The 25727-nt window shown below is 68.9% G+C and carries 24 protein-coding genes and 1 pseudogene; 12 read left to right on the top strand and 13 right to left on the bottom strand.

Features of this window, described 5'->3' with window-relative positions:
• The first annotated feature begins 27 nt into the window (after positions 1 to 27).
• Positions 28 to 519 carry a YbjN domain-containing protein gene (locus tag HEP85_RS18850; protein WP_168528778.1) on the top strand — a complete coding sequence of 164 codons (492 nt, stop codon included), beginning with the start codon at positions 28 to 30 and terminating at the stop codon, positions 517 to 519.
• A gap of 126 nt (positions 520 to 645) precedes the next feature.
• On the top strand, positions 646 to 2409 hold the full coding sequence (locus HEP85_RS18845; protein WP_369657762.1) for a glycosyl hydrolase family 28-related protein: 1764 nt from the start codon (positions 646 to 648) through the stop codon (positions 2407 to 2409).
• 81 nt (positions 2410 to 2490) lie between these two features.
• On the opposite strand, the gene HEP85_RS18840 is transcribed toward HEP85_RS18845, so the two are convergent.
• Complete coding sequence (locus HEP85_RS18840) at positions 2491 to 3303, bottom strand: AraC family transcriptional regulator (protein WP_168528777.1); 813 nt, start codon at positions 3301 to 3303, stop codon at positions 2491 to 2493.
• A gap of 49 nt (positions 3304 to 3352) precedes the next feature.
• Between HEP85_RS18840 and HEP85_RS18835 the strand changes: the two genes are divergently transcribed.
• Positions 3353 to 3787, top strand: a complete 435-nt coding sequence (locus HEP85_RS18835) for a DUF2000 domain-containing protein (protein ID WP_248001992.1) — start codon at positions 3353 to 3355, stop codon at positions 3785 to 3787.
• Positions 3788 to 4033: 246 nt separating this feature from the next.
• On the opposite strand, the gene HEP85_RS18830 is transcribed toward HEP85_RS18835, so the two are convergent.
• Entirely contained in the window at positions 4034 to 5362 is a 1329-nt protein-coding gene (locus HEP85_RS18830) for an MFS transporter (RefSeq protein WP_168528775.1), read from the bottom strand.
• Between the two features lie 184 nt (positions 5363 to 5546).
• On the opposite strand from HEP85_RS18830, the gene HEP85_RS18825 reads away from it, so the two are divergent.
• Entirely contained in the window at positions 5547 to 6308 is a 762-nt protein-coding gene (locus tag HEP85_RS18825; RefSeq protein ID WP_168528774.1) for a phosphoglyceromutase, read from the top strand.
• A 104-nt stretch (positions 6309 to 6412) separates the two neighbouring features.
• Here HEP85_RS18825 and HEP85_RS18820 read toward each other — a convergent pair whose 3' ends face one another.
• The 4 genes and pseudogenes from HEP85_RS18820 to HEP85_RS18805 all read right to left on the bottom strand — a co-directional run.
• A complete protein-coding gene (locus tag HEP85_RS18820; RefSeq protein WP_168528773.1) occupies positions 6413 to 6688 on the bottom strand; it encodes a ribosomal protein L7/L12 in 276 nt (91 codons plus the stop codon).
• A 40-nt stretch (positions 6689 to 6728) separates the two neighbouring features.
• Positions 6729 to 7976, bottom strand: a complete 1248-nt coding sequence (locus tag HEP85_RS18815; protein WP_168528772.1) for a site-specific integrase — start codon at positions 7974 to 7976, stop codon at positions 6729 to 6731.
• Positions 7976 to 8212 (bottom strand): helix-turn-helix domain-containing protein, encoded by a 237-nt coding sequence (locus HEP85_RS18810; protein WP_168528771.1) that lies wholly within the window; start codon positions 8210 to 8212, stop codon positions 7976 to 7978. The genes HEP85_RS18815 and HEP85_RS18810 overlap by 1 nt, the downstream gene beginning before the upstream one ends.
• Positions 8205 to 8832: pseudogene (locus tag HEP85_RS18805) on the bottom strand (replication initiator); the annotation flags it as partial. The pseudogene HEP85_RS18805 and the gene HEP85_RS18810, both read right to left, overlap by 8 nt.
• A gap of 520 nt (positions 8833 to 9352) precedes the next feature.
• Between HEP85_RS18805 and HEP85_RS18800 the strand changes: the two are divergent.
• Positions 9353 to 11008: an FAD-binding oxidoreductase gene (locus HEP85_RS18800; protein ID WP_329288657.1), complete on the top strand. Its 1656-nt coding sequence runs from the start codon at positions 9353 to 9355 to the stop codon at positions 11006 to 11008.
• 109 nt (positions 11009 to 11117) lie between these two features.
• Here the strand turns inward: HEP85_RS18800 and HEP85_RS18795 are convergent, their stop codons facing one another.
• Positions 11118 to 11798 (bottom strand): FAD-binding protein, encoded by a 681-nt coding sequence (locus HEP85_RS18795; RefSeq protein WP_282189908.1) that lies wholly within the window; start codon positions 11796 to 11798, stop codon positions 11118 to 11120.
• Between the two features lie 335 nt (positions 11799 to 12133).
• Here HEP85_RS18795 and HEP85_RS18790 point away from each other — a divergent pair, with 335 nt between their 5' ends.
• The 4 genes from HEP85_RS18790 to HEP85_RS18775 all read left to right on the top strand — a co-directional run bounded on the left by HEP85_RS18790 (position 12134) and on the right by HEP85_RS18775 (position 17831).
• Entirely contained in the window at positions 12134 to 12685 is a 552-nt protein-coding gene (locus tag HEP85_RS18790) for an NUDIX domain-containing protein (protein WP_248001990.1), read from the top strand.
• Between the two features lie 234 nt (positions 12686 to 12919).
• Entirely contained in the window at positions 12920 to 14368 is a 1449-nt protein-coding gene (locus HEP85_RS18785) for a vanadium-dependent haloperoxidase (protein ID WP_369657761.1), read from the top strand.
• Between the two features lie 578 nt (positions 14369 to 14946).
• Positions 14947 to 16539 (top strand): FAD-binding oxidoreductase, encoded by a 1593-nt coding sequence (locus HEP85_RS18780; protein WP_168528768.1) that lies wholly within the window; start codon positions 14947 to 14949, stop codon positions 16537 to 16539.
• Between the two features lie 257 nt (positions 16540 to 16796).
• On the top strand, positions 16797 to 17831 hold the full coding sequence (locus HEP85_RS18775) for an IS110 family transposase (RefSeq protein WP_168528767.1): 1035 nt from the start codon (positions 16797 to 16799) through the stop codon (positions 17829 to 17831).
• Positions 17832 to 18916: 1085 nt separating this feature from the next.
• Here HEP85_RS18775 and HEP85_RS18770 read toward each other — a convergent pair.
• Both HEP85_RS18770 and HEP85_RS18765 read right to left on the bottom strand, forming a co-directional pair.
• The gene (locus HEP85_RS18770) at positions 18917 to 19576 is read right to left on the bottom strand and encodes a hypothetical protein (RefSeq protein ID WP_168528766.1); all 660 of its coding nucleotides are present in this window, start codon (positions 19574 to 19576) and stop codon (positions 18917 to 18919) included.
• A 496-nt stretch (positions 19577 to 20072) separates the two neighbouring features.
• Positions 20073 to 20369, bottom strand: coding sequence for a hypothetical protein (locus HEP85_RS18765; protein ID WP_211118023.1), 297 nt, complete (start codon positions 20367 to 20369; stop codon positions 20073 to 20075).
• Between the two features lie 93 nt (positions 20370 to 20462).
• Between HEP85_RS18765 and HEP85_RS18760 the strand changes: the two genes are divergently transcribed.
• Together HEP85_RS18760 and HEP85_RS18755 are read left to right on the top strand one after the other, a co-directional pair.
• Complete coding sequence (locus tag HEP85_RS18760; RefSeq protein ID WP_168528765.1) at positions 20463 to 21230, top strand: SDR family oxidoreductase; 768 nt, start codon at positions 20463 to 20465, stop codon at positions 21228 to 21230.
• Positions 21231 to 21562: 332 nt separating this feature from the next.
• Positions 21563 to 22291: a hypothetical protein gene (locus HEP85_RS18755; protein WP_168528764.1), complete on the top strand. Its 729-nt coding sequence runs from the start codon at positions 21563 to 21565 to the stop codon at positions 22289 to 22291.
• Between the two features lie 140 nt (positions 22292 to 22431).
• Here HEP85_RS18755 and HEP85_RS18750 read toward each other — a convergent pair whose 3' ends face one another.
• Entirely contained in the window at positions 22432 to 23016 is a 585-nt protein-coding gene (locus HEP85_RS18750; protein WP_248001989.1) for a hypothetical protein, read from the bottom strand.
• Between the two features lie 181 nt (positions 23017 to 23197).
• On the opposite strand from HEP85_RS18750, the gene HEP85_RS18745 reads away from it, so the two are divergent.
• Positions 23198 to 23917, top strand: a complete 720-nt coding sequence (locus HEP85_RS18745; protein ID WP_168528763.1) for an SDR family oxidoreductase — start codon at positions 23198 to 23200, stop codon at positions 23915 to 23917.
• Positions 23918 to 23997: 80 nt separating this feature from the next.
• On the opposite strand, the gene HEP85_RS18740 is transcribed toward HEP85_RS18745, so the two are convergent.
• The 3 genes from HEP85_RS18740 to HEP85_RS18730 form a co-directional block, all read right to left on the bottom strand.
• Positions 23998 to 24759: an SDR family oxidoreductase gene (locus HEP85_RS18740; protein ID WP_168528762.1), complete on the bottom strand. Its 762-nt coding sequence runs from the start codon at positions 24757 to 24759 to the stop codon at positions 23998 to 24000.
• 5 nt (positions 24760 to 24764) lie between these two features.
• Positions 24765 to 25310: a dirigent protein gene (locus tag HEP85_RS18735; protein ID WP_168528761.1), complete on the bottom strand. Its 546-nt coding sequence runs from the start codon at positions 25308 to 25310 to the stop codon at positions 24765 to 24767.
• 178 nt (positions 25311 to 25488) lie between these two features.
• Positions 25489 to 25641 (bottom strand): hypothetical protein, encoded by a 153-nt coding sequence (locus tag HEP85_RS18730; protein ID WP_168528760.1) that lies wholly within the window; start codon positions 25639 to 25641, stop codon positions 25489 to 25491.
• Between the last annotated feature and the right edge of the window lie 86 nt (positions 25642 to 25727).

Genomic DNA, 25727 nt, shown 5'->3' with positions numbered 1-25727 from the left:
GTCGGACGGCTGACGTACGCTCGCCCCATGGCTGACGCAGCGTCGATCGTCGAGCAGGCACTCACCGAGGCCGAGCTGGAGTGGGAGAGCCCCGCGACGGGCTCGTACGTCGTGAAACTGCCCGGCACCCGCAAGCTCTCGACGACCGTGTCGCTGATCGTCGGCAAGCACTCCCTGTCGCTGAACGCCTTCGTGGTCCGCCATCCCGACGAGAACGAGGAAGGCGTCCACCGCTGGCTCCTGGAGCGCAATCTCAAGCTCTACGGCGTGAGTTACGCGGTCGACCCCCTGGGAGACGTGTACCTGGTCGGCAAGCTGCCGCTGGCCGCGGTCACGCCGGACGAGATCGACCGGCTGCTCGGTTCGGTCCTGGAAGCCGCCGACGGGTCTTTCAACACCCTCCTTGAGCTCGGTTTCGCCTCCGCGATCCGCAAGGAGTACGCCTGGCGGGTCTCCCGCGGGGAGTCGACCCGCAATCTGGACGCGTTCACCCATCTGACCCAGCGTCCGACCGACTGACTCATGGTCCAGTCCAACTAGCCCCTGCGCGACCCTTTCCGCGCGAGCCTTCACAGTGGCATGCTCGCGGCTGACGCAGATCTGAACGTCATTCACATCCATGGATGCGATGAGAGGCGGGCGGGCATGGGCGAGGAGCACGTGGGCATCAGCAGGCGGGGCCTGCTCGGCAGCGCCGTGGCGGTGGCGGCCGCCGCCGTGACCGGCGGACCGGCGGCGGCCGCGTCCGAGCGGGCCGCGGCCGCCGCCGGTCCACCGGGCATGCAAGCCGGGGCGATCGGCGCGACAGCCGCGTCGGCGGGCACGGAATCCGCGCGGCACGGGGCGCACGGCCAGGTGCCAGGACTCTGGCGGGAGTTCACCCGCTCCCCCTTCACTCACCCGCAGATCCCGTACGTGGGCCGGGCCGGCTTCCGGGGCGGGACCGCGCGCTTCCCCCGCCGCCCCGTCGTGGCCGACGTACGCGACTTCGGCGCCGTGGCGGACGACGGCGTGACGGACTGCGCCCCCGCGATCAACCGTGCCATCGCTGCTGCCGGCAGGGCCGGCGGTGGCACGGTTCTCATCCCGCCCGGCACCTTCCGCGTCGACGGCCTGATCCGCGTCGGCCACTCGAACGTCGTCCTGCGCGGCGCCGGCAGCGACCGCACGAAGCTGTACGCGACCAGGAACCTCACCGAACTGATCGGCGTCTACGGCTCCCGCTACGGCGGCGACAAGTCCTCCTGGTCCTGGGCGGGCGGTCTCATCTGGCTCGCTCCCACGGCCCGCCTGGACTCCCTGGTCGCCGCCGTCCGGGCGAAGGCCTGGCCCTTCGAGGGCTGGACCGGCAACCGCCGCGACGAGTGGGAGACGCTGACGACGGTGGCACCCGCCACCCGGGGTTCATGGACGATCACGGTCACCGACCCGCGCCGGCTGAAGGCGGGCCGGCTCGTCCTGCTCCGCCTCGCCGACGACACCGGCCACACCCTGTTGGAACACATGGCGGGCGGCGGCCCAGGCCCCGAGGCGTACTACTGGGACGACAAGACCAAGCTGACCAGCTACGTCCCCTACGAGTGGCCCGTGCGCGTCAGCCGGGTGCGGGGCACGAAGGTCACCCTGGAACGTCCGCTCCCGCTCGACATACGCCCCGAGTGGGACCCGCGCCTGACCACCCACGTGGAGCCACTGACGGGCTCGGGCGTCGAAGGCCTCACCCTGGAGGCCGTCGAGACCCCGCAGTCCCCGCACCTCCTGGACAAGGGCTACAACGGGGTCGTGTTCCAGTGCGCGTACGACTGCTGGGCGGACGACGTCGTCGTACGCCATGTGGACAACGGCTTCGGACTCGTGGCCGCCTCGGCCTGCACCCTGCGCCGCACCCGCGTGGCCGGCCGCGGCTCGCACCACCCGTACTTCTGCCGCGAGGGCTCGCACGACAACCTCGTCGAGGACTTCACCATCGAGCAGCGAACGGTCCCGGCCCCGGCGGACACCCAGCTCCACGGCATCAACGTGGAGGGGCTCTCCTCCCACAACGTCTGGTCGCGCGGCGACATGCGGATGGGCACCTTCGACTCCCACCGCGGGATGCCCTTCGCCAACGTCCGCACCGACATCACCGTCAACAACAACGGCCGCCACGGTGGCGACGCCTCCGCCGGGCCCCTCTTCGGCGCCCGCTTCACCCACTGGAACATCCGCGACACCAACAACCGCGCCGGGCTCGTCAAGATCGACGGCCTCGCGCCCTACAGCGCCACGGTCGGCGTCAACACCTGTACGGAGTTCGACCAGATCGACGTACCCGACTTCACCGGCGACCTGCACTCCCGCCTGGAGCTGTACGGGACGACGGACGTCGTACGGCCGCGGAACCTGTACGAGGCACAGCGCGACCTCTGAGACGCGTGGGTCACGTCGGACCCGTGCCCGTCGTGCCCATCGTGCCCGTCCTGACCGTCGGATCCGTCGTGCCCCTGGGGCTCATCGGGTCCGCGGGGCCCGCGTCGCCCCGCCGCGGTAACGCCCCGGGGCGACCCCGACCAGCCGCTTGAACTGGCGGGTGAGGTGGGACTGGTCGTAGAAACCGGTCGTGGTGGCCACCTCGGCCGGTCTGCCGCCGTCCAGGAGCAGCCGGCGGGCACGGTCGACGCGCCGCGACATCAGGTACTGGTGCGGCGCGATCCCGAAGGCACCGCTGAACGCCCGTACGAGATGGGCGGGATGGGCGTGCAGGAGCCGGGCGGCCTCGTCGAGGGAGACCCCGTCGACGAGCCGTGCGTCCAGCAGCTCGCGCAGCCGGTCCGCGAGCGTCGGGTCAGGTCGCGTCTCCTCGACGAGACGTGGCCGCAGATGGCCGCGCAACCGCTCGGCCACCAGCGTCAGCCTGCTCTCGGCCTCCAGCTCGTCACCGGGGTGCGCGAGAGCGGTGTGCAACTGCCCGACGCGTCGGCGCAGCAGAGGGTCGCGCAGGTCGGGACCGTCCACCGCGGGGCCGATGAGACTCGCGTCGAGCCGGCTCAGGTCGAGATAGAGGACGCGTTTGCGGAATCCGTCCTCGGTGACCGGCGAACCGTTGTGGGGGACGTGCGGCGGCAGCAGCGAGACCGTGTCGTGCGGGGTGCCGTGCTCGTGCCGGTCGAGGTCGTAGCGCACGGCACCGTCGTCGACGATCAGCAGCGTCCACGCCTCGTGGACGTGCATCGGGTACGCGTACTCGGTGTAGTGGGCGTGGAAGACCTCCACGACGCCCGGGATCCGCGGGCGCCACGCGGAGATCTCCCGCTGGGCCGCCATGCAAACAACGTACAAGACGACGTCGTACGGCGGTCGGCAGTCTCGAGGCATGAGCACACCGGACAACGAGCCCATCCGTTTCGACACCAAGATCGCCGTACTGCTGCGGGACGACCTGGAGCCCTGGCAGCGGCTCAACGTGACCGCCTTCCTGGTCAGCGGCCTCGGGGCGACCGTCCCCGAGGCGGTCGGTGAGCCCTATGCCGACGCGGACGGCGTCCCGTACCTGCCCATGTTCCGCCAGCCGGTCATGATCTTCGAGGGCGGCAAGGAGACGCTGACCGCGGCGCACGGCCGCGCGCTGGTCCGGGCACTCCCGAGGGCGGTCTTCACGTCCGACCTGTTCGCCACGGGCAACGACCGGGACAACCGGGCGGCCGTACGGGCCGTGCCGACCGCGGCACTGGATCTGGTCGGGCTCGCGGTGTACGGGCCGCGGAACGGGGTGGACAAGGTGTTCAAGGGGGCGCGGATGCATCCCTGAGACCGGGCGGCCGCCCGGGCGGGGGTGCCCCGGGGCGCGGGGCGTCTCCGCCCGGCCGGTGCGCGCCGGGTCACGCGTGTCGGCCCGGGGCCCCGCCACCGCCGGGTCACCTGTGTCGGCTCGGGGCCCCGCCACCGTCGGGTCACCTGTGTCGGCTCGGGGCCCCGCCACCGCCGAGGGGCCCGTCGCGGCCGCAGGACCGGCCCGCGTCGGCGGTCCTGCCCGCGTCGGCGGTCCTGTCGCCGGTCACGCCTCCGCCGTGGTCTGTTCGGCCGCCGGTCCCGCCTTCACCGCGGGAACCTTCACCGTGGGTGTCCCCACCGCGGGCGCCTGCGCCGCGGTCTCCGTGGCCACCGCGGGCACCTTCCCCGCGGGTTCCTCCGCCGGGAGACGGCTCATCAGCATCCCGTACCCGAGCGCCGCGACCGTGCCCACCACCGCGCACAGCCCCCACAGCCACTCCGCGCCGAGCCGGTCGATGACGACGCCTGACATCAGGGGCGCGATGAGCGCGGCGAGCGACCAGGAGAGGGTGTACATGCCCTGGTACCGGCCGCGGCCGTGCGTGGGGGAGAGCAGGACGACCAGCCCGGTCTGCGTCGGCGCGTTGACGATCTCCGCCAGGGTCCACACGCACACGGTGAGGGCGAAGACGCCGACCGAGCCGGCGAAGGCGGTGAGCCCGAAGCCGTACCCGGCGAGGAGCGACGAGATCACGAGCAGCCGCCGGGGATCGCGGTGCTGGATGAAACGGGTGACCGGGATCTGCAGGGCGACGATGAGGAGACCGTTCACGGCGATCGCCAAGCCGTAGTCGGCCGGGGTGAACCCGGCCTGACCCATCGCGACCGGGAGCCCCACGAACCCCTGCTGGAAGACGAGGCTGACCAGGAAGGACAGCCCGACGACGCTCATGAAGCGCCGGTCGCGCAGCACGGTCCCGAGGCGGGCCTCGACCGCGGTCTCCTTGGCGGTCCGCACCGGCCGGGACTCCGGCAGCTTCGCGAACACGACCAGCGCGCAGACCAGCGTCATGCCGGCCTCGATGAGGAAGCCCGCGAGGTAGCTGAACTCGGCGATGAACCCGGCGGCCATCGAGGAGACCGCGAACCCGAGGTTGATCGCCCAGTAGTTGAGAGAGAACGCCCGGACCCGGTCCTCGGGCCGCACGATGTCGGCCATCATCGCCTGCACGGCGGGCCGGGAGGCGTTGCTGGCCATACCGACGAGGAAGGCGACGACGGCGATGCTCAGCGGGTCGTGCATGAAGCCGAGCAGCGCGACGGAGGCCGCCGTCGACGTCTGCGCGATGAGCAGGGTGGGCCGGCGCCCGAGCCGGTCGGTCATCACCCCCGCGCCGAGCGAGGAGACGACCCCGCCGAGGCCGTGCAGGGACGCCACCAGGCCCGCGTACGAGGCGGAGTAGCCGCGGTCGAGCGTCAGGTACAGCGCCATGAAGGTGGCCACGAAGGCCCCCAGCCGGTTGACCAGGGTGCTGGTCCACAGCCACCAGAACTCACGGGGGAGTCCTGAGACGGTCTCTCGGACGGCACGTCTCATCACGACTAGTGGCATGGCGGACCCCAGGTCAGGAAGGTGTGTAAGTGGCTCGGGCGGTAGGCACAACTTACGAGAGTCCGGTCCGGGTGGGCCACTCGATTAACAGATGCCGTCAACCGGCGGACGTTCGCCTGAGCGTCCCTGTCCGTCTGCCGACCGGGGGAGCGGCGCGTCAGCGCGTTCCATTACGCTCGACCGCATGGCCGACGCACCGTACAAGCTGATCCTCCTCCGCCACGGCGAGAGCGAATGGAACGCGAAGAACCTGTTCACCGGTTGGGTGGACGTCAACCTCAACGAGAAGGGCGAGAAGGAGGCAGTCCGCGGCGGTGAGCTGCTCAAGGACGCCGGCCTGCTGCCCGACGTGGTCCACACCTCGCTCCAGAAGCGCGCGATCCGCACCGCCCAGCTCGCACTGGAGGCCGCGGACCGCCACTGGATCCCGGTCCACCGCTCCTGGCGCCTGAACGAGCGGCACTACGGCGCGCTCCAGGGCAAGGACAAGGCCCAGACCCTCGCCGAGTTCGGCGAGGAGCAGTTCATGCTGTGGCGCCGTTCGTACGACACCCCGCCGCCGCCGCTCGCCCGCGACGCCGAGTACTCCCAGTTCGACGACCCGCGCTACGCGACGCTCCCGCCGGAGCTGCGCCCGCAGACGGAGTGCCTCAAGGACGTCGTCGTGCGCATGCTGCCGTACTGGTTCGACGGCATCGTCCCCGACCTGCTGACCGGACGCACGGTCCTGGTCGCGGCCCACGGCAACTCGCTGCGCGCCCTCGTCAAGCACCTCGACGGCATCTCGGACGCCGACATCGCGGGCCTGAACATCCCCACCGGCATCCCCCTCACCTACGAGCTGGACGCCGACTTCAAGCCCCTCAACCCCGGCGGCACCTACCTCGACGCGGACGCGGCCGCGGCGGCGATCGAGGCGGTCAAGAACCAGGGCAAGAAGAAGTAAGACGGACTGATCAAGCCCCCTACCTGCGGGTTCTCCGCCGGTAGGGGGCTTGATGCTGTGCCTGGGCCGTCTCTGGGCCGGGCAGCCGGTTGACCGGGCCGTACTCAGTGCTTAGGGAAGTCCGGCTCCGGCTGTTCTCTCGTCTCTGCCTGGGCTCCCGCATCGCGGAGGGCCGAGACGGCTGCCGCCGCGTCTTCCTCGGGCACGCCGGTGATAATCATGGCGGGAACCCGTGTCACCAGAACCTCGCTGTGCCAGAGGCTCAGCCCCGTCAGCCGACGCACGACTTGGACGACGTCCATCACGCGGAGACCGGGGTCAGTGAGCATCACGTCATGAGGCACGTCGTCGCACACCAGCAAGAAGTACTCGTCTGCCAAGGCTCTCCCCGCCCCTCTCCGGTTCGGAGCGTACGAGCCCTCAGCCGTCATGTCGCATCGCCTTGGGCGAGCCGAAGACAGCAGCCACGGCTTTGCGAGTCCGCTCCTGGCTGGACGGCATCAGGTGCGCGTAGACGCGAAGCGTCAGACCGGGGTCCGAGTGGCCCAGGTACTCGGCGAGGGCCTTGATGTTCTCCCCGGCGTCCAGGAGTACCGAGGCGTAGAAGTGGCGGAGCGCATGCATCCCGTTCTCGCGTGACTCGGCGTGGGGCTGGCCACGCTCGGGGACCGGGATCACCCCGGCGCCGGCCAGCGCCCGCTTCCACGCCTCCTCGTTGAGCGACGTGCGCCAGACGTGACCCCCGCGCGGTCCGGTGAAGATGAGCCGCTTGGTCACCGGGGGACCGTCCACGACCTTCCACGGCAACGTGATCTCTACCGGCGGGAACTCATTCATGTGTGCCCGGAGGGCGTCAGCGACTGGCCCCGGGAGCGGCACGTCCCGGAGCTTGCCACCCTTCGGCGGGGCGAACACGGCCTTGCTACGACTCAGCTTGAGTTGCTGGACCACGTGGAGCGTGTCCGACTCGAAGTCGATCGCGTCGACGGCGACGCCGAGGATCTCTCCCTGACGAAGCCCGCAGCCGCGGCCCAGGTCGACCATCGCTCGGTAGCGCTCGGGCATGGCCGCGCGAACAGCGAAGACCCGTTCCGGCGTCCACGGGATCACGCGCTTGGTGTCGACGGTCGGCGGCCGGACCGAGCGAGCCGCACACGGGTTGCGGGGGAGATGCCCGTCATCCACGGCCGCGCTCAACGCGGCACGCACGTTGGAGTAGATCGTCCGGGCGTAGGAGCCCCGGACGCCGTTCTCCTGAAGCTGCCGCACCCAGTCGCGGATGTGGGCGGGTTGAAAGGACCCGAGGGGGCGCGTACCCAGGTACGGGAAAGCGTGCAGCCGAAGCTGCGACTCCATCGAGGCTTGCGTGTTCGGGTCAGCGCCCTGGGCCTCCACCCAGCGCTCGGCGTAGTGCTGGAAGGTGATCCGGGCCGCGCGAGGGTCGATGTACTGCCCGCGCGCCATGTCCGCCTCGATGTGGGCGAGCCATTGGTCGGCAAGCCGCTTCTGCCGGTCGGGGAAGCTCTTGGCTTTCTCGGTGCCGTCCGGGCCGATGTAGCGCGCCCGGTAGCGAAGCCCGGAGCCGTAGCGATCACTCTTGACCTTGCGGACCTTGCCGTCCGGACCCGTCTCATTCTTGTACCAGCGGTCTTGGATGTGCCCGGCCATCAGGCAGCAGCCCCTTCCATCAGGGACTCAACCCAGGCTCGGACGTCGTCGGGGTCGTAGCGCAGGTGCCGGCCGACCCGGAAGCCGCAGGGACCGGTGCGCTTCCGGCGCCACTGGTAGACCGTTTCGATCGGCACGCCCAGGAGCTCCGCGACGTCCAGAGGAGTGAGGTACCGCGCCGGGAGGGAGCGCGGTCCGTCGGGGACCTGCGCCACGGTGAGACGCCGCTCAGCCATGGGTGGGTTCTCCTTCTGTTCCGGGTGCGGGTTCGAGGGATGCGGCGAGCCAGGCTTCGGCGGACGAAAGGCCGGTTCCGGCGAAGCCCCAGTGCGAGAGGACGAGGGTCGTGGCGGTGTCGCTCTCGGTGGTTGCTGCGGCCTGTGCGCGGCGCCACTCGGCGCGGGCGGTGCGGAGAGCGCCGAGGGTGGTCGAGTAGCGGCGCGACCTGGTGGAGAAGTGACCGCGGAAACCGAGCATGTGAGCCCAGGCGCGGAGCCGGAGATCCTCTAGTTCCTTGGCGCGCGCCCAGAGTCCAGGCCGTTCGGATCAGCCGGCGGGCATGCTCGCTGATGTCGAGCTGGGCCAGCTCGGCGAGGAACTTCAGCGGGCGGTCCAGAGCTCCCGTCGCGGTCTCCGCGCCCTTGGTGGCGTACTTGGCGATATAGGAGGCGACGGCACGCTCCGTCAGCTCTTGGCCGCCGTCGAAGTCGGCGGATCGGATGGTGCCGACGTCGAGCTGACGACCGAAGGTGAAGGTGTGCCCGCGTCCGTCGATGACCGGGCCGTCCACGCGCACGTGGGCAGCGGCGGCACCCATAGCGTCGGTGAGCAGTTCAGCGGTGGCCCAAGCCGGCGGCGCCTCACGTGCGACTTCGACGAGCCCGATGCGCAGGAAGTGTCCCTGGGCATGGACACACATTCTGTTCGCAAGGTTGAGGCGACATATCCAACCGGCATCCGGTGGCCACGCTACAAATCCGGTGATGACGCGACCGTGGCCTTCTGTCAGTGGTGGCCAGGAAAACAGGCGGGCGGCCTGACATCAGCGGCCGACACCAACCGGCGTACACGTGCGCACAGCGGCACACCGTTCGCACGATGAGTCCCGCGAGTGACCAGCCGGGTTCTCCAGGCGGAGAGTGGTGATTACGGGGGCACGCCCACAAATTCTTATCAGAAAGGCGGTTCGTCGGGCCATTGCGAGATGCTGACCTAATTAGCGACATCGGCGAGCCCATCATCTTTGAGAGCACCAGCGTATTCTGACCGCTTGGGCCAAGGGATAGCTTCGAGCAGGGCGCGGTGCATCCCAAACCGGTTATGACGGGATCCCGCTGAGTTACTCCTTCAGACTGTCGTCATCGTCCTCAATTGGCGTGTCGCGAAACACCGCATGGTCGCCCCGTTACCGTGCGGGGGTCGACCACAAAGGACTGCCCGGCGGCTGGCGGGTAAGGGCTCCCTCAGCCGCGTACCGGCGCAGCCCGATCGAGAGGATCTGGACCTTGAGCGATTTTTCCCGCCGCTACCTGCTCAGGGCGTCAGCGGCCGCCGGCGCCGGGGCGGTCGTCGTCCCGGGCCTTATGGCCGCAGGCGCACCGGACATTGCGGCCGCGAGCACCTCGGGCCTTCTGGCCGCGAGCGACCCGACTAAAGGGTCGTCGGGATGTCCGCCGGCGAAGCTGACCGGTCACGTCGTCCGCCCCGGTGACGCCTCGTACACGGATGACCGCATCGACTACGACCAGCTGTTCTCTCACTACCCGCTGGTCATCGTCTTCGCCCAGAAGACCCAGGACGTGGTGAACGCCCTCACCTGGGCGCGGCAGCACAACGTCGCACTGCGGGTACGCAGCGGCCGCCACGCCCTGGAGGGCTGGTCGAACATCGACAACGGCATCGTGATCGACGTCAGCCAGCTCAAGTCGGTCCACATCGACACCGACGCTCGTATCGCGAAGGTCGGCGCCGGCCTGACCCAGTTGGAAGCGGTGACGACGCTCGCCAAGCAGGACCTCGCGGTCACGACCGGAAGCGAGGGCAGCGTCGGCTTGGTCGGTGCGACGGTCGGCGGCGGCCTTGGCCCCCTCAACCGCTGGCTCGGCATGGCCTGCGACAGCCTGATCGGGACCGAGGTCGTCGTCCCGTCGGGTCGCGACTGTGCCAAGGTGATCCATGCCGACCTGAAGGACCACTCAGACCTGCTCTGGGCGCTCCGTGGGGCGGGAAACGGCAACTTCGGAATCGTCACGCAACTCACCTACAAGGTGCGCCCGCTCAAGCGCATCGCCTATGTGCAGGCGACCTGGGACGGCCTTACGGACCTGCATGGGATCTTCGATGCATGGCAGCGTACGGTACCGTTCGCCGACAACCGCCTCGGATCCGAAGTCGAGATCCACAAGTCCCAGATCCTGCTGTTCGCGTGGCTCGCGGAGGGCACGGCGGCAGAGGCCAGAAAGATGCTGGCCCCGATCCTGTCGATCGGCACGCCCGATGTGAAGGTGCAGGTCGGTAACTGGGGCCCCATCTTTGCCGGAGCCCAGGTCCCGCGCTCGCAGGAGCCCGCCAACGCGAAGTTCTTCTCACAGTTCGCCAAGAAGCTGTTCCCGAAGAAGGCGATCGACGTCATCGGCTACTACATGCGAAACGCTCCCACGGAGGACAGCAACTACTTCGTCGATGCCTTCGGCGGGGCGATCAAGAAGGAGCCCCGCGGCGGCACCGCGTTCGTGCACCGCGACGCGATCTTCTACGGCGAGATCGGCGCAGCCTGGGGGACTCCTTCAACGACACCAGGCGTCTGCGACCCGCTCACCTCGACGTGCCAGGCCTGGACCGCCGAATTCAGCCAGGCGATGCGCAGCTTCGTGGACGGCGCCTACGTCAACGTGCCGAACGTCGGCATGCAGGAGTGGGAGACCGCCTACTGGGGGAGACGCCACTTCGAGCGGCTGCGCGAGATCAAGGCGAAGTACGACCCCTACAACGTCTTCCAGTACGAGCAGAGCATCCCGCCCGCGTCACGCTGATCGACAGTGCGCCGTCGGGGCCCCGCCCCGGTCAGGCTCGGCCTTTCACGCAGAAGGGCCCGACGCAGTCGAAGGGGTGTCGTTAGCCTCGATCTTGCATGAGGGATCGTCAGCTTGCTGACGATCCCTTTGCTCGCTCAGAGTGAAGATTTCTGCTTGCGGGCGGGGCTGATGGTCCGGCTGTCGTGCCGGGTGGGCGCCGGGTTCTCGGGGCCCGCCCTTGGTCGGCAATGGCCCGATCACGGTCACTGGTCATGTGCTGATAGATCAGCGCGGCCCGCGAGCCGCTGTGGCCCACCCTCGTCATCAGCTCCCGGGTGCTGGCCCCGGCAGTCGAGGCGAGCGTGTTGCCCGTATGCCTCAGGTCGTGGAAGTGCAGCTCGGCCGTGACGCCCGCATCCTTCCGCGCCTTGACCCAGTCGTCCCGGAAGTTGCTCCGCCGAAGCTGCCCACCCTGCGGACCGACGAACACATGACCGTGCTGTCCTGCGGCGGCGTAGTGCTCCAGGTGGCCCGTGATCGCGTCGACCAGCGTCACCGCGAAGTTCTGCTTCGCGAGCGTGGTCACCGCTTCCAGCTGGTTGAGACCGGAGCCGACCGTCGCGATGCGAGAGGCACTGTCGATGTGGACCGACTTCAGCTCACTGATGTCGATCACGAGGCCGCTGTCGACGTTCGACCAGCCCTCAAGGCTGTGGCGGCCGCTCCGGATCCGCAGCGCGACGTCGTTCTGCCGCGCCCACGTCAGGGCGTTCACCAAGTCCTGAGTGTTCTGGGCGAAGACGATCACCAGCGGATAGTGGGAGAAGAGCTGGTCCCAGCCGAGACGCGCGTCCGTGTACCCGGGGTCCTCGGGGCGGACGATCCGGCCGGTCAGCTTTGCCGGCCCGCACTCCGCCCCATACGCCTCGCCCCCGTATACCCCGGTCACGGCACTCGCACCGGGGGCTGCGACGGCCGCAGCGCCCGGCACGACGACCGCACCTGCACCGGCGACCGCCGTCGCTTTGAGCAGTCAGCGACGGGAAAAGTCGTTCATGGCCCATGTCCTCGCGACCACCAGCAGACGCGAATTCATCTTTATAGATGATTTAGGCGACATGGACAGTAGCAAGGGCAGCCACGGTGGACCGTCTCGACACACTCGCAACCACGGCCAAGGCGTCTGACGCCGCAGCTCCCCGCCTCGCATATCGGCCTCGCCCAGACGAGATCCGTCAGCGCAGCGGCAAACCGGGGCGGCGCTTTGTGGCGCGCGGAGATCTGGCGGACGAGCAATGGGCGGTGCTGGAGTCACTGTCGCCAAGGAACAAAAAAGTCCGGTCGACCGCCGATATGGACCAGGAGGCAGCTGATCAACGGCATACGCTTCCGGGCGGCACCATGAAACCCGACGACGGGGAGACGCCGCACCAGGGCACTCGCCGCGAGACGGTCGAAGAGATCGGTCTCGACCGGGAGCCCGGGCGGCTGCTCGCGGTGGACCAGGTGTACGGCGTTGGGCAGCCGCCACTGGTGGCGCACCTGTACGACGGCGGCGTCAGCGACTTCGCGGCGATCCACCTGTTGAAGAACGGCCACAGGGCAGGCCGACTTGCCGGGCGAGCACGCTCTCTTCGCGGAGTCAGTGTCAGACAGCCGCCCTTCGGTGGATCCGGAAATCGCTCACACGAGTGAGACCTCCACGTCTGGGCGATCACGGCTCAGCTTGGCCGTCAATCATGACCGGATGAGCATTTCTGCGTAAATCATGAAGTTGCAGGATGCAGGCAGCATATCGGCGTGGTTGATCTCTATTTACGCATATCTGACCTTACGCTACCGCTGTCGATCAGCGACGTCGAAAGGAATACTGTGCCTCTCGAGCCCAATCATGGCCGTCGGTCGGCCGTGAAATCCGTGCTCCCACGCTTGAAGTGCCGTACCGGCAGACGCCTGGGACGGCTACGGGCCGGCGTCGTGGCCGGTGCCCTGCTCGCCGGACTGAGTCCGGTGGCGGTCGGTGCGCCACAGTCAGCCGCCGCGTCAGGGCACAAAGGCGATCCGACGCAGTACTGGAACAACGTCCTGCTCCAGACGTTCCGCAATGCGCGGGGCTGGGACGCCTCGCCCGGCAAACTGTCCAGGTCCGGGGCGATGGTCTTCGCGGCGATCTACAACGCGGAGAGCGCCTATCAGTACACGTACGGAACCCTGAAGTACGAGCCATACCTCAACCGGCCGCTGAAGTACGCCGACAAACACTCGCGGCCGCGTCCGGACGACGAGGAGCGACTGATCGACCGCACGGCGTACCGGATGATCTCGCAGCTGTACCCGGGCGATCAGGGGTACATCGACGCCAAGTACAGGGCCCGGACCGGCCGCTCCCCCCACTCCTACGACCCCCTCGACCGCCTGGTGGTCGACCGCGTGGTGAGGCAGATCAACAAAGCCCGGGCGGGCGACGGTTCGGACAACCCGGAGACCTACAGCGGCGACACCACCACACCTGGAGCCTGGCGGCCGACGGGTGAAGAGGCGACGGCTGACGAAGGGGCCTGCAAGCAGCCGAGCGACGCGGTGACCCCGAACTGGGGCAAGGTGAGGCCGTTCGTGCTCCGCTCTGGCTCGCAGTTCCGGCCTCCCACCCTGCGCGGCTTCACTTCCTACGCCGATCTGGTGGCCAGCCCGGAGTACGCAGCCCAGCGCGACGAGGTACGACGGGTCGGCGCCGTCGACTCCACCGAGCGCACCTACGATCAGACCGTCATCGGCTGGTTCTGGGACCATGACCTGAACGGCACCTACCACCCCCCGGGACAACTGCTCCAGCTGACCGGGATCGTCGCCAAGAAGTTCAAGCTCGACACGTACGAGACCACCCACTTGTTCGCGCTGTCGGCGCTGTCGTTGGCGGATGCCGGGATCACGGCCTGGGACAGCAAGTTCGACAGCCCGATCAACCTGTGGCGCCCGGCGTCCGCGATCCAGGCGACGGGCGGCGCGAACGCGACCTGGGAGCCTCTCAGCGCGGACCGCGCAGGGGCACCGTTCACCCCGTGCTTCTCCGCCTGGACCTCCGGGCACGCCAACTTCACGGCTGCGTGGGCAAGCGCGATGAAGCACTTCTTCGGTCGTGACGACGTCTCGTTCATCGCACACTCCGAGGACCCGCACACCATCGAGGCGTACCGCAGGATGGCCAACTTCAGCCAGGTCGCCGAGGAGGGCAAGCTGAGCCGACTCTGGCTGGGCGTGCACTACCGCTGGGACGCCGAGGACGGGAACGTGATCGGTACCAACGTTGGCGACTACGTGTTCGACAACGCGCTGCTGCCGACACGACCGGGCCGTCCGCATCAGCAGTCGGGCTACTAGGCCCGGCCGTCGCCCCCGCCTGCGACCGGATCGGCGTGCGCCCAGCCTCGCCACTGAGGAAGTCAACTGCGCCGCCCGCGACTTGTTGTCCGGCCCGAGCCGCTCGATCACCTCGATGGCCAAACAGCTCGGCGTCTCCGCAGGCACCCTCTAGTAGCCCGACCGCAGCAAGATCAAGCTCAGCGTCACTTTCCACCTACTCACGCCCGGCAACGAAGGGATGATCCGGGCTCGTGGGCGATGGGCGCCGCCGCGGCCACGCCGGCCGGACCGTGGGCAACTCCATAGTCGCGTCGGCACACCTCTCGGTTTGAGAACCGCGTGGGTCTACCCATCCTCTGGACGTTCGGAAAGCCGTCAGCGCCTTTGCCAAGTACCGCATGGTGAAGGCGCTGACGGCACGTTCGCAGACAACGGCCCTGGGTGTGTCTGAGCTGTTTGGCGGTGCGTCTCTCGTCCCTTCGTGTGGTGGGTCTGGCGAGTGGACAGCCGACGGGGATGGCTCCGGTCGACGACCAACAAACTGGCCGATGGGATCGCAGGAGGAGCCTGCGACCTCTGCGTGAGGGTAGGTCGCTGTGATCGACAGGCGAGACGTGCTGCGGGCGGGCGTGTTGGGAACCGCTGCTGGGGCGCTGGGGCTTCAAGTACCGGAAAGTGCGGCTGCGGCGGCTGAGGCAGCAGGGCCGGTTGGCGATCGGGACTGGAAGCGGTTGGCCGAGGCCCTGTCCCCTGGGGCCACCCTCTACCGGCCGCATGGCTCGGTGTACCAGTCGCTGGCCTTGCCGTTCAACCACAGGTACGCCGGAATTCGGCCTGCCGGCATCGTTGCCTGCGCGACCACCAGGGACGTGTCCGCAGCTGTCCGCTGGGCTCGTGAGGCAGGGCTGCCCGCCGTACCGCGCACCGGGCTGGGACACAACTACGCCGGGTATTCGACCACCACGGGCCTGCTGTTGAATATGGCCCGTATGAAGAGCATCGTCTCCACCCCGATGCCGGGCGGTGCCCGCTCTCGGGTCTACGGGCCGATGAAGGTCGTGCACGACGCCGGTACCCTCACCGTAGGGGCCGGGGTCACCAACGGGGACCTGCATCCGCTGTTGGAGGACCACGGCATGTTCGTGCCGACCGGTCGTTGCCCCAGCGTCGGGGTCGCGGGGCTGGTTCTGGGCGGCGGTATCGGCTTCAGCGACAAGATGTTCGGCCTGACCTGCGACCGGCTCGTTTCCACGACCGTTGTGCTCGCCGACGGACGGGCGGTCAAGGCCGGCAAGGACTCGCACCCCGACCTGTTCTGGGCCTGCCGCGGCGGAGCCGGCAACAACTTCGGTGTCAACACCTCGTTCACCTTCCAGTACGAGCAGTTCGAGGGCACCGTGGGGTTCTACCAGCTCCGCTGGAACCTGGACTCCGTACTGCCGGTGGTCGCGGCCGCGCAGCACATTGCCCAGGACACCGCGGGCGACAGGCGGTTCCATCTGCGTCTGGGTATCGGTACCAGCGGGATGACCAGGACACAGATCCATGCGAATGCCAACGTCAACGCCATCGGCCAGTTCTACGGCACTGTCCAGGAACTGCGTGCCATTCTCGACCCGCTGCTCAAGATCGGCACGGCCGAGGAACGCGCCCGCAACAGCGCGTCCGTTCGTCAGGTCACGCCCGGTGAGGCGAGCGTGCTACTGAGCGCGACCACACCGATCGATCGCTTTGCCACCAAATCGGCGATCCTGGACTCCAGCACTCTCTTGACCGATCAGCAGGTCAGCGCGGCAGCCGAGCGCCTGCTGGACTGGCCTGGCAGCAACAACGAGGACGGAGCCGGGTTCGCGATGTTCGCCCTCGGCGGTGAGATCAACCAGGTACCACCGAACGCGACCGCGTTCGTACACCGAAACGACCTCTTCGTCTTCGCTGCCGAGACCTCGTGGGCCGACTACGACCTCTCCAGCGTCGCCGATGCCAACCTCCACTGGCTCAAGCAGTTCTACGCCGACATCTTCCCCGACAAGTCGCCCGAACACGCCTACCAGAACTTCCCGGACCCGACACTGAAGAACTGGCGACAGGCCTACTACGGCACGAACTACCCCCGTCTGGTCAACGTGAAGCGGAAATACGACCCGACCGGATTCTTCAACTACCCGCAAGCGATCGACGCAAGTTGAGCCCAAACGGCGAGGCTTCCTGACTTGTTGAATCGAGCCCAGATGCTCGGTCTGCAGCCGTAGCGTCCAGGGTGTCGGTCGGCACGGGCCCGCAGTGCTTCTTGCCGCCTTCGGGCTGGCTCACTGATAGCGTGCCGCCGCCGGCCGACACCCGCGCGGTGTGGCTCGACAGAGGCATGAAGGTGACACGGTGACTTCAAGTCAGGGTGCCCACCGCACTCCCCTTCCCGTCTCATCGAGTGCGAGGGCAGAAGCCTGTGATCCTGATCGGCATCGATCCCCACAAGTCGTCCCACACCGCCGTCGCTGTCGACGCCGCGGGCCACCAGGTGGCCCAGGGCCGGTTCGTCGTCAACGCCGGTACCTTCCGTCAGTTGATGCGCTGGTGCGAGCAGTGGCCCGACCGTCGCTTCGCTGTCGAAGGTGCCGGCGGCCTGGGCCGCTCGCTCGCCCAACAGCTGGCCGCCGGGGGCGAGAACGTGGTCGACGTGCCCTCCACGCTCTCGGCCCGGGCCCGGCTGCTGGCCACCGGCGGCGACCGCAAGACCGATGCCAAGGATGCTCTCCACGTCGCCCAGGTCGCTCTGTTCCGCCACGACCTGCGCCCCGTGGTCCAGGAGGACCAGACCACGATCCTGCGGCTCCTGACCGAGCGCCGGGACGACCTGGTCCACGAGCGCACCCGCGTCCTCAACCGACTCCACGCCGTCCTTCGCGATCTCCTGCCCGGCGGAGCACCCACCGGCCTGTCGGCTGAGAAAGCCGCCGCTTTGATGAAGGGGATCCGGCCAGCCACGGCCACCGACAACTGTCGCCGGGACATAGCCCGCGACCTGCTGGCCGACCTCCGCCGACTGGACCGGCAGGTCAAGGACTACGAAGCCGAGATGCGCGAGGCGTTGGCCGCGACCCGCACCACGCTCACCAGCCTGCCGGGCCTGGGCACCGTGCTGGCTGCCAAGGTTCTCGGGCACGTCGGCGACGTCACCCGTTTCCCCACCGAGCACCACTTCGCCAGCTACACCGGCAGCGCACCCCTGGACGCTTCCAGCGGCAACAACGTCCGCCACCGGCTCAACACCGGCGGCAACCGCGCGCTGAATTCGGTTCTGCACACCATCGCCGTCTGCCAGATCCGCGACGGCGGACGCGGGCAGGACTACTACCTCCGCAAGATCAGCGAAGGGAAGACACCGTCCGAAGCCCGCAGAGCCCTGAAGCGACGCCTGTCCAACGTGGTCTACCGGATCATGAAACGCGACCAACAGAACCACCTCGCTCAAGCCGCTTGACACACAGAGGCGCTATCAGGTGAGGTTGTCGACTTACACCGTGTCCTATGTGGTGAGGCGGACTGGAGCGCGCCGGCACGTGGCATGTGTCAGCCTGGCGTCGCCGGAAGTCCCCTGCCCTCGGGGCGTGGAGCATGCCTGATCAGACTGAGCTGCTCAAGCGTCTCTGACATTTGAGGCGGCCGCCCGGGTCGACGTGCATGATCCAAAGTTCTTGGCGTGGTACTGACGCCGGTTCTCCGTCGGGTGGTTCGACCCTACTCCGCAAGATCAACCGACCGGATCTGCCGCAAGGTGAGCGTCAGGTTCGGCCGCATCCTGGGATGGCTCACGGGCGGCAGCTCGCGCCACATCTCACCCGGGTATGGGGTCCGCCATCAGATCACAACGAGGCGCGTGGCGCCGGGCTCGCATACCAGATCCCACCAGCGGCTCTTGCCCTCGACGGCGCCGTCGCCGGCCTCCACGGATCAGCGGGCGGTCTCGTCGTCCTCGCGTAGAGCAGCACGTCGCGCCGGGGTGAGCCGCCCCCATACTCGCCCGCCTCGCACCGCCCCTCTGGATCAGCGTCAAATCGTCAACTCAGCGGGTGAACCGCTGGTTGCGTGCGCCCGTCAGGGCGCGGTCGGGTCAGCGGATCAGAAGTGCGGTGCGGCGGATGGCCTGGCGTCCTGGGCCGTCTCTGGGCCGTGCGAGGTTGCTCAACAGTGGCCAACGACGACCAATGACACCTACGCAGGCGCAGCGAGGCACCGCTCAGACCAGCGAATACGCAGGTCGCCAACTTCTTGGGCAAGACCCAGGGCAAGAAGTAGGAATAGCGATCATGCCTCCCACCTGCGCATACGGCGCGGGCGGGAGGCATTTTCGTGCCGTGGAACCTCCCTGGAACCTCAGCCCGTGTGATCTTGCGGCCGGAGAGCCAGGTGGAGGCCTGCTCTTCTTGCCGTTGCGGTGCCGACCCAACTCGCGATTGCAGCCGCCTCGCCGTGGGAGTTCCCACGTCGAGTGGGCGCCTGAAAGCCGCCCGCCCCAAGGGCGGTCCTTGCCCTGCTCAAGGCGGCGCTGCGGCCGGCCGTGGCACGTTACTCCTCGTCGACGGTCTGCAGCTCGACGGGCCGGTCGGCCACGTCCATCGTCTGCGGCGTGGCCAGCAGCTTGTTCAGCCCAAGGGTCAACTGCACGGAGAACACGCTCAGTAGGACGGCCAGGGCTATTCGGACCAGGCTGTAGACGGCATCGACGTTCGCCGCGGTCTCGTAGTCGTCGGGCGTTTGGAGGTTGGAGTTGGTCACGAACGAGACGTAGAGCGCGGCGAAAACCGACAGGAACCACGCGCCGTAGGCCCAGACGACTCCGTTGCCGCCTGGCAGGGCCCTGATCCATCCCAGTCCGATGTCGGTGCGTGACATGGCGTTCGCATGACCGGCGCGCGCCCACCGCTGGTAGGCGTACAGAACTGCCATGAAGGCTACGAAGCGCAACATGCCCGTGGTGCTGATCGTCTGGAGTGCGCTGTGCAAAGCCTGCCGGTCGTAACCGTTGTCGGCGGCGGCCAAGGCCCATTGGTGAGCCCGCGTGCGCTCGGCGGAGAACCGCACGGCCTCGTTGACGATGGCTACCGCGGCTGCGGCCAGCACCGTAAGCAGTGGGCCCGACAGCGAGACCCGACCGGGACTCACTTTGGACTGGACCAGCAACGCCGCCTTGTCGTTGCGCCCGCGACGCTGAGGCGGCTTCGACAAGTCGCTCTTCTGCTGACAGACCGGACACAGTCCCTTGATCCCGTCAAAAGCAACTTCACGCTGTCGACACTTCCGGCACGTCAGTAGCATCCCGCGCCCCCCTCTTTGCATGATCGCGGTTGGATTGAGCGCCGCATCCTATGGGGTCTTCCAGAGAGGCGTCGATGCCTTCTTGATCTTCCCTTCGCGGCGGCCCGACGGCCCGACACTGTGCGGCCCGGCCCCGATGGCGACGGGCCGAGTCCTGGAACCTCTATGGAACCTCCGAGGTCGACCACCAACCACCGACAACGACAACCAACAACCGCCCGACCGCAGGTCAGTTGAGGTGAGTATCCCGGTGACCAGCCGCAGTCCGGTGAAGATCAGCTGCGCCCTGAGTCACGCGACTCCAGTGACAGTTGAAAGCGTGCGGTCATTGATGTCGACGGTGTCCGCTGCAGGGATGGAGCCAGCGCCGGCAACCGGCACGGCCCACGGCGTCGCGTCCGTCGCCTCAGCCGGGGTTGTGGGCTGTCGCGATCGGTTCGAGAAGTCGGCGTGGTGTGTTGATCGCGCCCGAGACCGGGTCGACCTCGGTGCCTGTCGGCTGGAAGCCGGGGCCGGGTTCGACCCGGATCTCCGGGACCGGGACGGCTGAACCGCAGTCCCGGCAGCGCCCGTCGCGGTCGAGGAGGCCGCCGTCCAGGTCATGACGGAGGACGCGCTTCACTCCGTTCGGGGAGTAGAAGGACTCCCCCCAGTTCATCAGAGCGTGCACGGCCGGCCACAGTGCGACGCCCTTGTCCGTCAACCTCGTCGGCGTCGAAGCCGCCGCCTGAGCCGTGACCGGCCGCGACGCGATGGGCGCGGCCGCCGCCGACACCCATGAAAGACGAGGTCCACCATGTCGTCCGTGCTCATCACCGGCGCATCCAAAGGCATCGGCCGCGCCATCGCCGTCGCGCCGGCAGGCCGAGGCCATCGAGTGATCGCCACCGCACGCCGGCCGGAAACGCTGGCCGACCTCCCCGTCGACCAGCGCCTTCGCCTGGACGTCACCGACCAGGAAAGCGTCGACCAGGCCGTCCGGGACGCCGGCGACATCGACGTACTGGTCAGCAACGCCGGCGAAACCGTGCGCGCGCCCCTGGAGAGCGTCCCGCTCTCGGAGGTCGAACGACTCTTCCAGCTCAACACCCTGGGTGCGCTGCGGGTGGCGCAGGCCGTGCTTCCCGCCATGCGTGAGAGGGGGACGGGTCATCTCGTCTTCGTCTCCAGCATCCAGGGACGTCTGGTGCTCCCCATGATCGGCCCCTACGGCGCCACCAAATGGGCACTGGAGGCGCTCGCCGAGACGCTCGCCATCGAGACGGGTCACTTCGGTATCAAGGTGAGCGTCGTGCAGCCCGGCGCGGTTTCCTCGGGCGGCGGCGAGCGGGCCAGGGTGTTCCTGAGGGAAAACGATCCCTACACCCCGCTCTACGAGGCACTGCCCGCGCTCCGTGGCGAACTCATCACCCCGGAGGAGGTGGCCGCCACGGTGGCCGACACGATCGAACTGTCCGAACCTCCGTTGCGCGTGCCGTCCGGCGCACCCGCCGAGCGCGTCCTGCGGGCCCGCAAGGAGGCTCCCGAGAACGAGCCCTTCCTGGCGGCCGAGATCAATTGGTAGGCGTCAGCGGTCGGAGCGGGTCCGGAGCAGGTCCGCGGCCCATGGCCGCCGGTCCGGATCCGTTTCCCAGGAGCGCGCGGTGGACCGACCGCGCACTCCGGGTTTCCGGCCGCCCGCCGTAAACGAGGGCCGGCCGCCCGCCGTAGAGAGGAAAGAGCGGGGGCCGGGCCGGGGCGTGCGGCTCGCCTGAGCGCCAACCCTGCTGTCGTCTGATAGGGAATGTTCCACTTGGTGCGCTTTGCGCTCTCGTCCCCGGACAGAGCGGCGGGGTGACATCTCTGTGTTCGAACCCGGCGCCACGACGGCACCTGACGCGACAGTAGAGGGAGACCATGAGCTGGACACGCACACGTCGGGCGGCAGCGGCGGCGGCTCTCGCCGGAGCGATCGCCCTCGTCTCAACGATGCTGCAGCCGGCCCACGCCGGAACGCGGACCGGGGTCGCGCGGTCGTTCGCGACCGTGGCGGAGAAACGGTCCGGCACGCCCATGCCGCGCCCCCCTCGCCTCCCGCGGGACTTCCGTGGGAAGGGCAGGTGGATCGTCCGGGACCTCGGCGTCACGGTCCCGTTCACCTGGGAGGGGAGAAACGGCGACAGCCAGATGATCGCGGGCGGCCCGCAGTACCCGATCTGGTTCACCAACCTGATCCACCACGGCAGCCTCTACACGCTGACCTACAAGTGGCCCGGCCTGACCGAACATCCGTGCTCACGGATCCCGGGCTTCGGCCTCGACCAGTTGAACGAGGCGTTCCGAGGCGCACGGTTCGTCGGGCGGGAGATCCTCCAGCGGAGCCCGAACCGGTACGTGAACCACTGGCGGGTCGGTGTCGTCGTGCCGAAGCGGCCGCCGGGGAAATTCCTTCGGTTCCCCCTCGCACTGGGCGACATCTACGTCGATCAGAAGGATCGGGGCACGTTCTGGCAGGTGCTGCAGTTCGGCATCCAGAATCTCTACGACCCCGAGCTGGACGAGTGGCTCGTGATGGACACGTTCGCGCACAAGCCCGGTACGGTCACGCTTCCCCCGCGCTGCTCACCACCGCCGTTGGCCTGGTAGCCAACAGGCCCTGCCGCTGGGGGAGTTGGCGAGGGAGTTCCGGTTGCGCGGTGCTCCAGGCGGAGCGGCACGGCCCTCCAGGTGGAGCAGCGCGACCGCCGCCTCCGCGTCCCGCCGGGGCATATGGGCGGCGGTCGGGGTCAGTGGCCGCCGCTGGGCCGGTCGCAGGCGGAGTGGTCTGGGTATCCGCCGAAGGCGTCCGCCTGGGTGGATTCGCGGTTCATCCCGCCCTCCACACACAGCGGGAAGGTGTCGATGAGGAAGCCGACCTCCGTGGGGCCGTTCTGGTACGTACGTACCTTCGAGGCGGGGTAGCCGAGGCCGGTGAGCGCGTCGCGGGTGCTGTCCGGCGCGAAGTCGCCCCGCTCACGCAGGGGTTCGAGTGCGCCCTCGACCCGCGCGACGGCCGCGAGCCCCTCGCACCGCTCCCGGCCGTGCAGCGGGAAGGGCACCATGAAGCCGTGGTTCTCCGCGTAGTGGTCGGTGGGCGGCGTGGCCGGCCCCGAGGTGCCCGGGGTCCGCGTCGGCGTCGGTGCGGAGCTCTCGCCGGGGCACCGGAAGTCCACCGGAGCGCTCGGCGTCGCCGCCGCCCGTGAGGGTCCCTCCGCACCGGCCTCGTCCCCGGGCCGATGCGTTCCGCATCCCACGGCCAGCACGGCCAGCAGGGCCGGTACCACCATCGGCGCCATCCCGAGCCGGACCCCCGTCGTCCTGATCGCTGTCATGCCCCTGATCCTCTCCCGGGCGGCCGCGCGCGTCATGAGTACGCCTACTCACCCGAGCCCCGCCGGTTCGGGTGGTGACCGCGCGGGGGGCGGTATACGTTCGAAGAAGGGGTGGCGTCGCGCTGTCGTGCCTGGTCGCGGCGCCGGTCTCGGCCCGCAACCCATGCCGTGAGGTGCCCCTATGAAGATCCAGGACTCGATCGCCCTCGTCACCGGAGCGAACCGCGGACTCGGTGAACAGTTCGCACGGGAGCTGGTCGCCGCCGGAGCGGCCAAGGTCTACGCCGGAGCCCGCGACCCCGGGAAGGTCACGGTGCCCGGGGTGGTCCCCGTCGCCGTGGACATCACCGACCCGGAATCCGTGCGCGCGGTGGCGGACCTGGCGCAGGACGTGACGCTGCTCGTCAACAACGCCGGTTCGACGACCCGGGCCGACGTGCTCACGACCGGCCTGGACGCGTTCCGCACCGAGTTCGAGACACACGTTCTCGGCACTCTCTCCATGTGCAGGGCCTTCGCCCCCGCCCTCGGACGCAACGGGGGCGGCGCGATCGTCAACGTGCTGTCGGTGCTGTCCTGGCTGTCGGTCACGGCCAGCGCCGGTTACGCCGCGGCCAAGTCCGCCGAGTGGTCGGTGACGAACTCCTTGCGGCTGGCTCTCGCGGAACAGGGCACGCAGGTCACCGCCCTGCACGTCAGTTACATGGCGACGGACATGGCCGCGAGCGTGGCGGGTCCGAAGGCCGATCCGGTCGCGGTGGCCCGTGCGGCGCTCGACGGTGTCGAGGCCGGACTCCACGAGGTGCTCGCCGACGACGCCAGCAGGCAGGCCCAGGCGGCGCTGGCCGAGGGGCCGGGGGCGCTGTACCCCCAACTGTCCGGGCGGCCGGGGCTGATCTGAGCACGCGGGACCGAGCACGCGGGACCGAGCACACGGGAACCGTGCGGGCGGCCGGGGCTGGTCCGAGCGCGCTGGAACCGTCAGCGCGCCACGAGCTGCTGGCCGCCGTCGATGTCGTACGTGCCGCCGGTCAGCGCGTCATTGACCATGATGTGTACGGCCAGGGCGGCCACGTCGGCCGGCCCGACGACCCGTCGGATGGGCAGCGTCGCGCGCAACTCCTCGCGCCGGGACTCCAGTTGATCGTCAAGGAGCGTGGCCGACAGGGGCGTGTCGACGAATCCGGCGGCGATGAGGTTCACCCGGACCGGCGCCAGTTCGAGTGCCAGGTTGGCGACGAGGGCGGGCAGTGCCGCGGTGAGGGCGGAGGCGACGGACATGCCGATGCCGGGGCGCCGCCCTCCGGTGCCGCCGACGAACAACAGGGTGCCTCCGGCCCGGACCTTGTCGCGGCTGTAGAGGCCGACCGCGAGTGTCATCGCGAGCCGCTCGCCCATGTGGTCACCGGCGACGGTGGGGTCCATGTCGGCCAAGGGCATGTAGAAGGGGCCGCCGGCGGTGACCATCACATGGTCGACCGGTCCGGGAAGGTCCTCGAAGAACCGCCTCAGCCGCTCGGTGTCGCCGGCGTCGAACGCCGCCGTGGCGAGCGGTTCGAGGGCGCTCGCCGCCTGCCGCAGCCGCTCGGGGTCCCGGCCCACCAGGATCAGCCGGCCGCCGTCCGCGCGGACCCGGCGGGCGGTTTCCAGCCCGATGCCCGCGCTGCCGCCGATCACCACGACCGTCCGGCCGGCGAGGTCGTACGGGCGGTGGGGGCCTTGGACGGCGGGCGCGCCGGTCATGGTCGTCAGTCCTCCTGCTGGTCGTCCACGAGGATGTGGAAGGTGAGCCGTCGTTCCGTCACGGCCGCAGGGACGGTGTGCGTGCCCGCAGGGACGGTGTGCACGAAGCCCCGGGCCGAGCGGTAGTCCCCCGTACCGCCGGTGATGGCGATGTCGACCGTGGCGGCGGCCGGCAGGTGCAGCAGGGCCTGCGAGGTGATCTGTCCCTGGGGCAGGTCGAAGGTGCCGAGGCACTGGAGTTCGCCCGGCTCGGTCCGGACGTACGTGCAGACGACACTGTGGTCGCCGATCTTCTTGCCGTCGCGGTAGAGGTTCTCGGCGATGATGATCTCGTCTCCCGGACCGAGCCCCTTCTTGCCCGCGTCGAGGGTCTCGGAATGGGTCTGCCTGGCGACCAGCTGGATGATTTCCGTGTGCTGGTGAATCCGTCGGCCGGTGTCGGAGGCGGACGGGGTGGCCGACCAGGCGGCCGACGCCGTGGGAGCGGCGATGAGGAGGGCGGCGGCCAGACCCGCGGCCGCGCCGGCACTGCGTGGGCGAATCTTGCGCATGGAACGTCTCCCACTTGCTGCGGAGATGTACCTTTCGTGGCTTATTTTACCGTTGGGTGCGGCCCGGTGCTCGGCGCACGTTCTCCCCTCGGGGGGGGGGGCCGTACGTGGAGGAAGGGCCCCGCCGTGGTGACGGGGCCCTCTGGATCCGTGTGCCCTTGTGCGCCGGGGTGTCCGGTCAGCCGCACTGGCAGGGGTTGCCGGACTGGCAGCCGCACCCGCAGCCGGAGCCGCAGCCGCAGGCGCCGAACAGGGGGAGGCTCTTGATGTCGGCGGGCTGTTCGGTGTCCCGGTCCAGGGTGGGGTCGGGCGTGGCGGGGGATTCGGCCATGGGGTTCTCCCTCAATGAGGCCTCAGTGAGGCATCGAGGCATGGGTGCCTACGCCTATTCCATGCCCGCTCCGCTGGGCGCATCAA

Source organism: Streptomyces sp. RPA4-2 (assembly GCF_012273515.2).
GTDB classification, from domain to species: domain Bacteria; phylum Actinomycetota; class Actinomycetes; order Streptomycetales; family Streptomycetaceae; genus Streptomyces; species Streptomyces kaempferi.
This window is presented reverse-complemented; position numbering and strand designations above follow the sequence as displayed.

What these genes read in the sequence shown, in the direction of transcription:
- HEP85_RS18755 (WP_168528764.1), top strand. Translation starts at nt 21,563, where the DNA reads ATGAGCTGGACACGCACACGTCGGGCGGCAGCGGCGGCGGCTCTCGCC.
- HEP85_RS18810 (WP_168528771.1), bottom strand. Translation starts at nt 8,212, where the DNA reads ATGGCTGAGCGGCGTCTCACCGTGGCGCAGGTCCCCGACGGACCGCGC.
- HEP85_RS18740 (WP_168528762.1), bottom strand. Translation starts at nt 24,759, where the DNA reads ATGACCGGCGCGCCCGCCGTCCAAGGCCCCCACCGCCCGTACGACCTC.
- HEP85_RS18840 (WP_168528777.1), bottom strand. Translation starts at nt 3,303, where the DNA reads ATGGCGGCCCAGCGGGAGATCTCCGCGTGGCGCCCGCGGATCCCGGGC.
- HEP85_RS18825 (WP_168528774.1), top strand. Translation starts at nt 5,547, where the DNA reads ATGGCCGACGCACCGTACAAGCTGATCCTCCTCCGCCACGGCGAGAGC.
- HEP85_RS18750 (WP_248001989.1), bottom strand. Translation starts at nt 23,016, where the DNA reads ATGACAGCGATCAGGACGACGGGGGTCCGGCTCGGGATGGCGCCGATG.
- HEP85_RS18845 (WP_369657762.1), top strand. Translation starts at nt 646, where the DNA reads ATGGGCGAGGAGCACGTGGGCATCAGCAGGCGGGGCCTGCTCGGCAGC.
- HEP85_RS18745 (WP_168528763.1), top strand. Translation starts at nt 23,198, where the DNA reads ATGAAGATCCAGGACTCGATCGCCCTCGTCACCGGAGCGAACCGCGGA.
- HEP85_RS18815 (WP_168528772.1), bottom strand. Translation starts at nt 7,976, where the DNA reads ATGGCCGGGCACATCCAAGACCGCTGGTACAAGAATGAGACGGGTCCG.
- HEP85_RS18735 (WP_168528761.1), bottom strand. Translation starts at nt 25,310, where the DNA reads ATGCGCAAGATTCGCCCACGCAGTGCCGGCGCGGCCGCGGGTCTGGCC.
- HEP85_RS18760 (WP_168528765.1), top strand. Translation starts at nt 20,463, where the DNA reads ATGTCGTCCGTGCTCATCACCGGCGCATCCAAAGGCATCGGCCGCGCC.
- HEP85_RS18850 (WP_168528778.1), top strand. Translation starts at nt 28, where the DNA reads ATGGCTGACGCAGCGTCGATCGTCGAGCAGGCACTCACCGAGGCCGAG.
- HEP85_RS18830 (WP_168528775.1), bottom strand. Translation starts at nt 5,362, where the DNA reads ATGCCACTAGTCGTGATGAGACGTGCCGTCCGAGAGACCGTCTCAGGA.
- HEP85_RS18835 (WP_248001992.1), top strand. Translation starts at nt 3,353, where the DNA reads ATGAGCACACCGGACAACGAGCCCATCCGTTTCGACACCAAGATCGCC.
- HEP85_RS18730 (WP_168528760.1), bottom strand. Translation starts at nt 25,641, where the DNA reads ATGGCCGAATCCCCCGCCACGCCCGACCCCACCCTGGACCGGGACACC.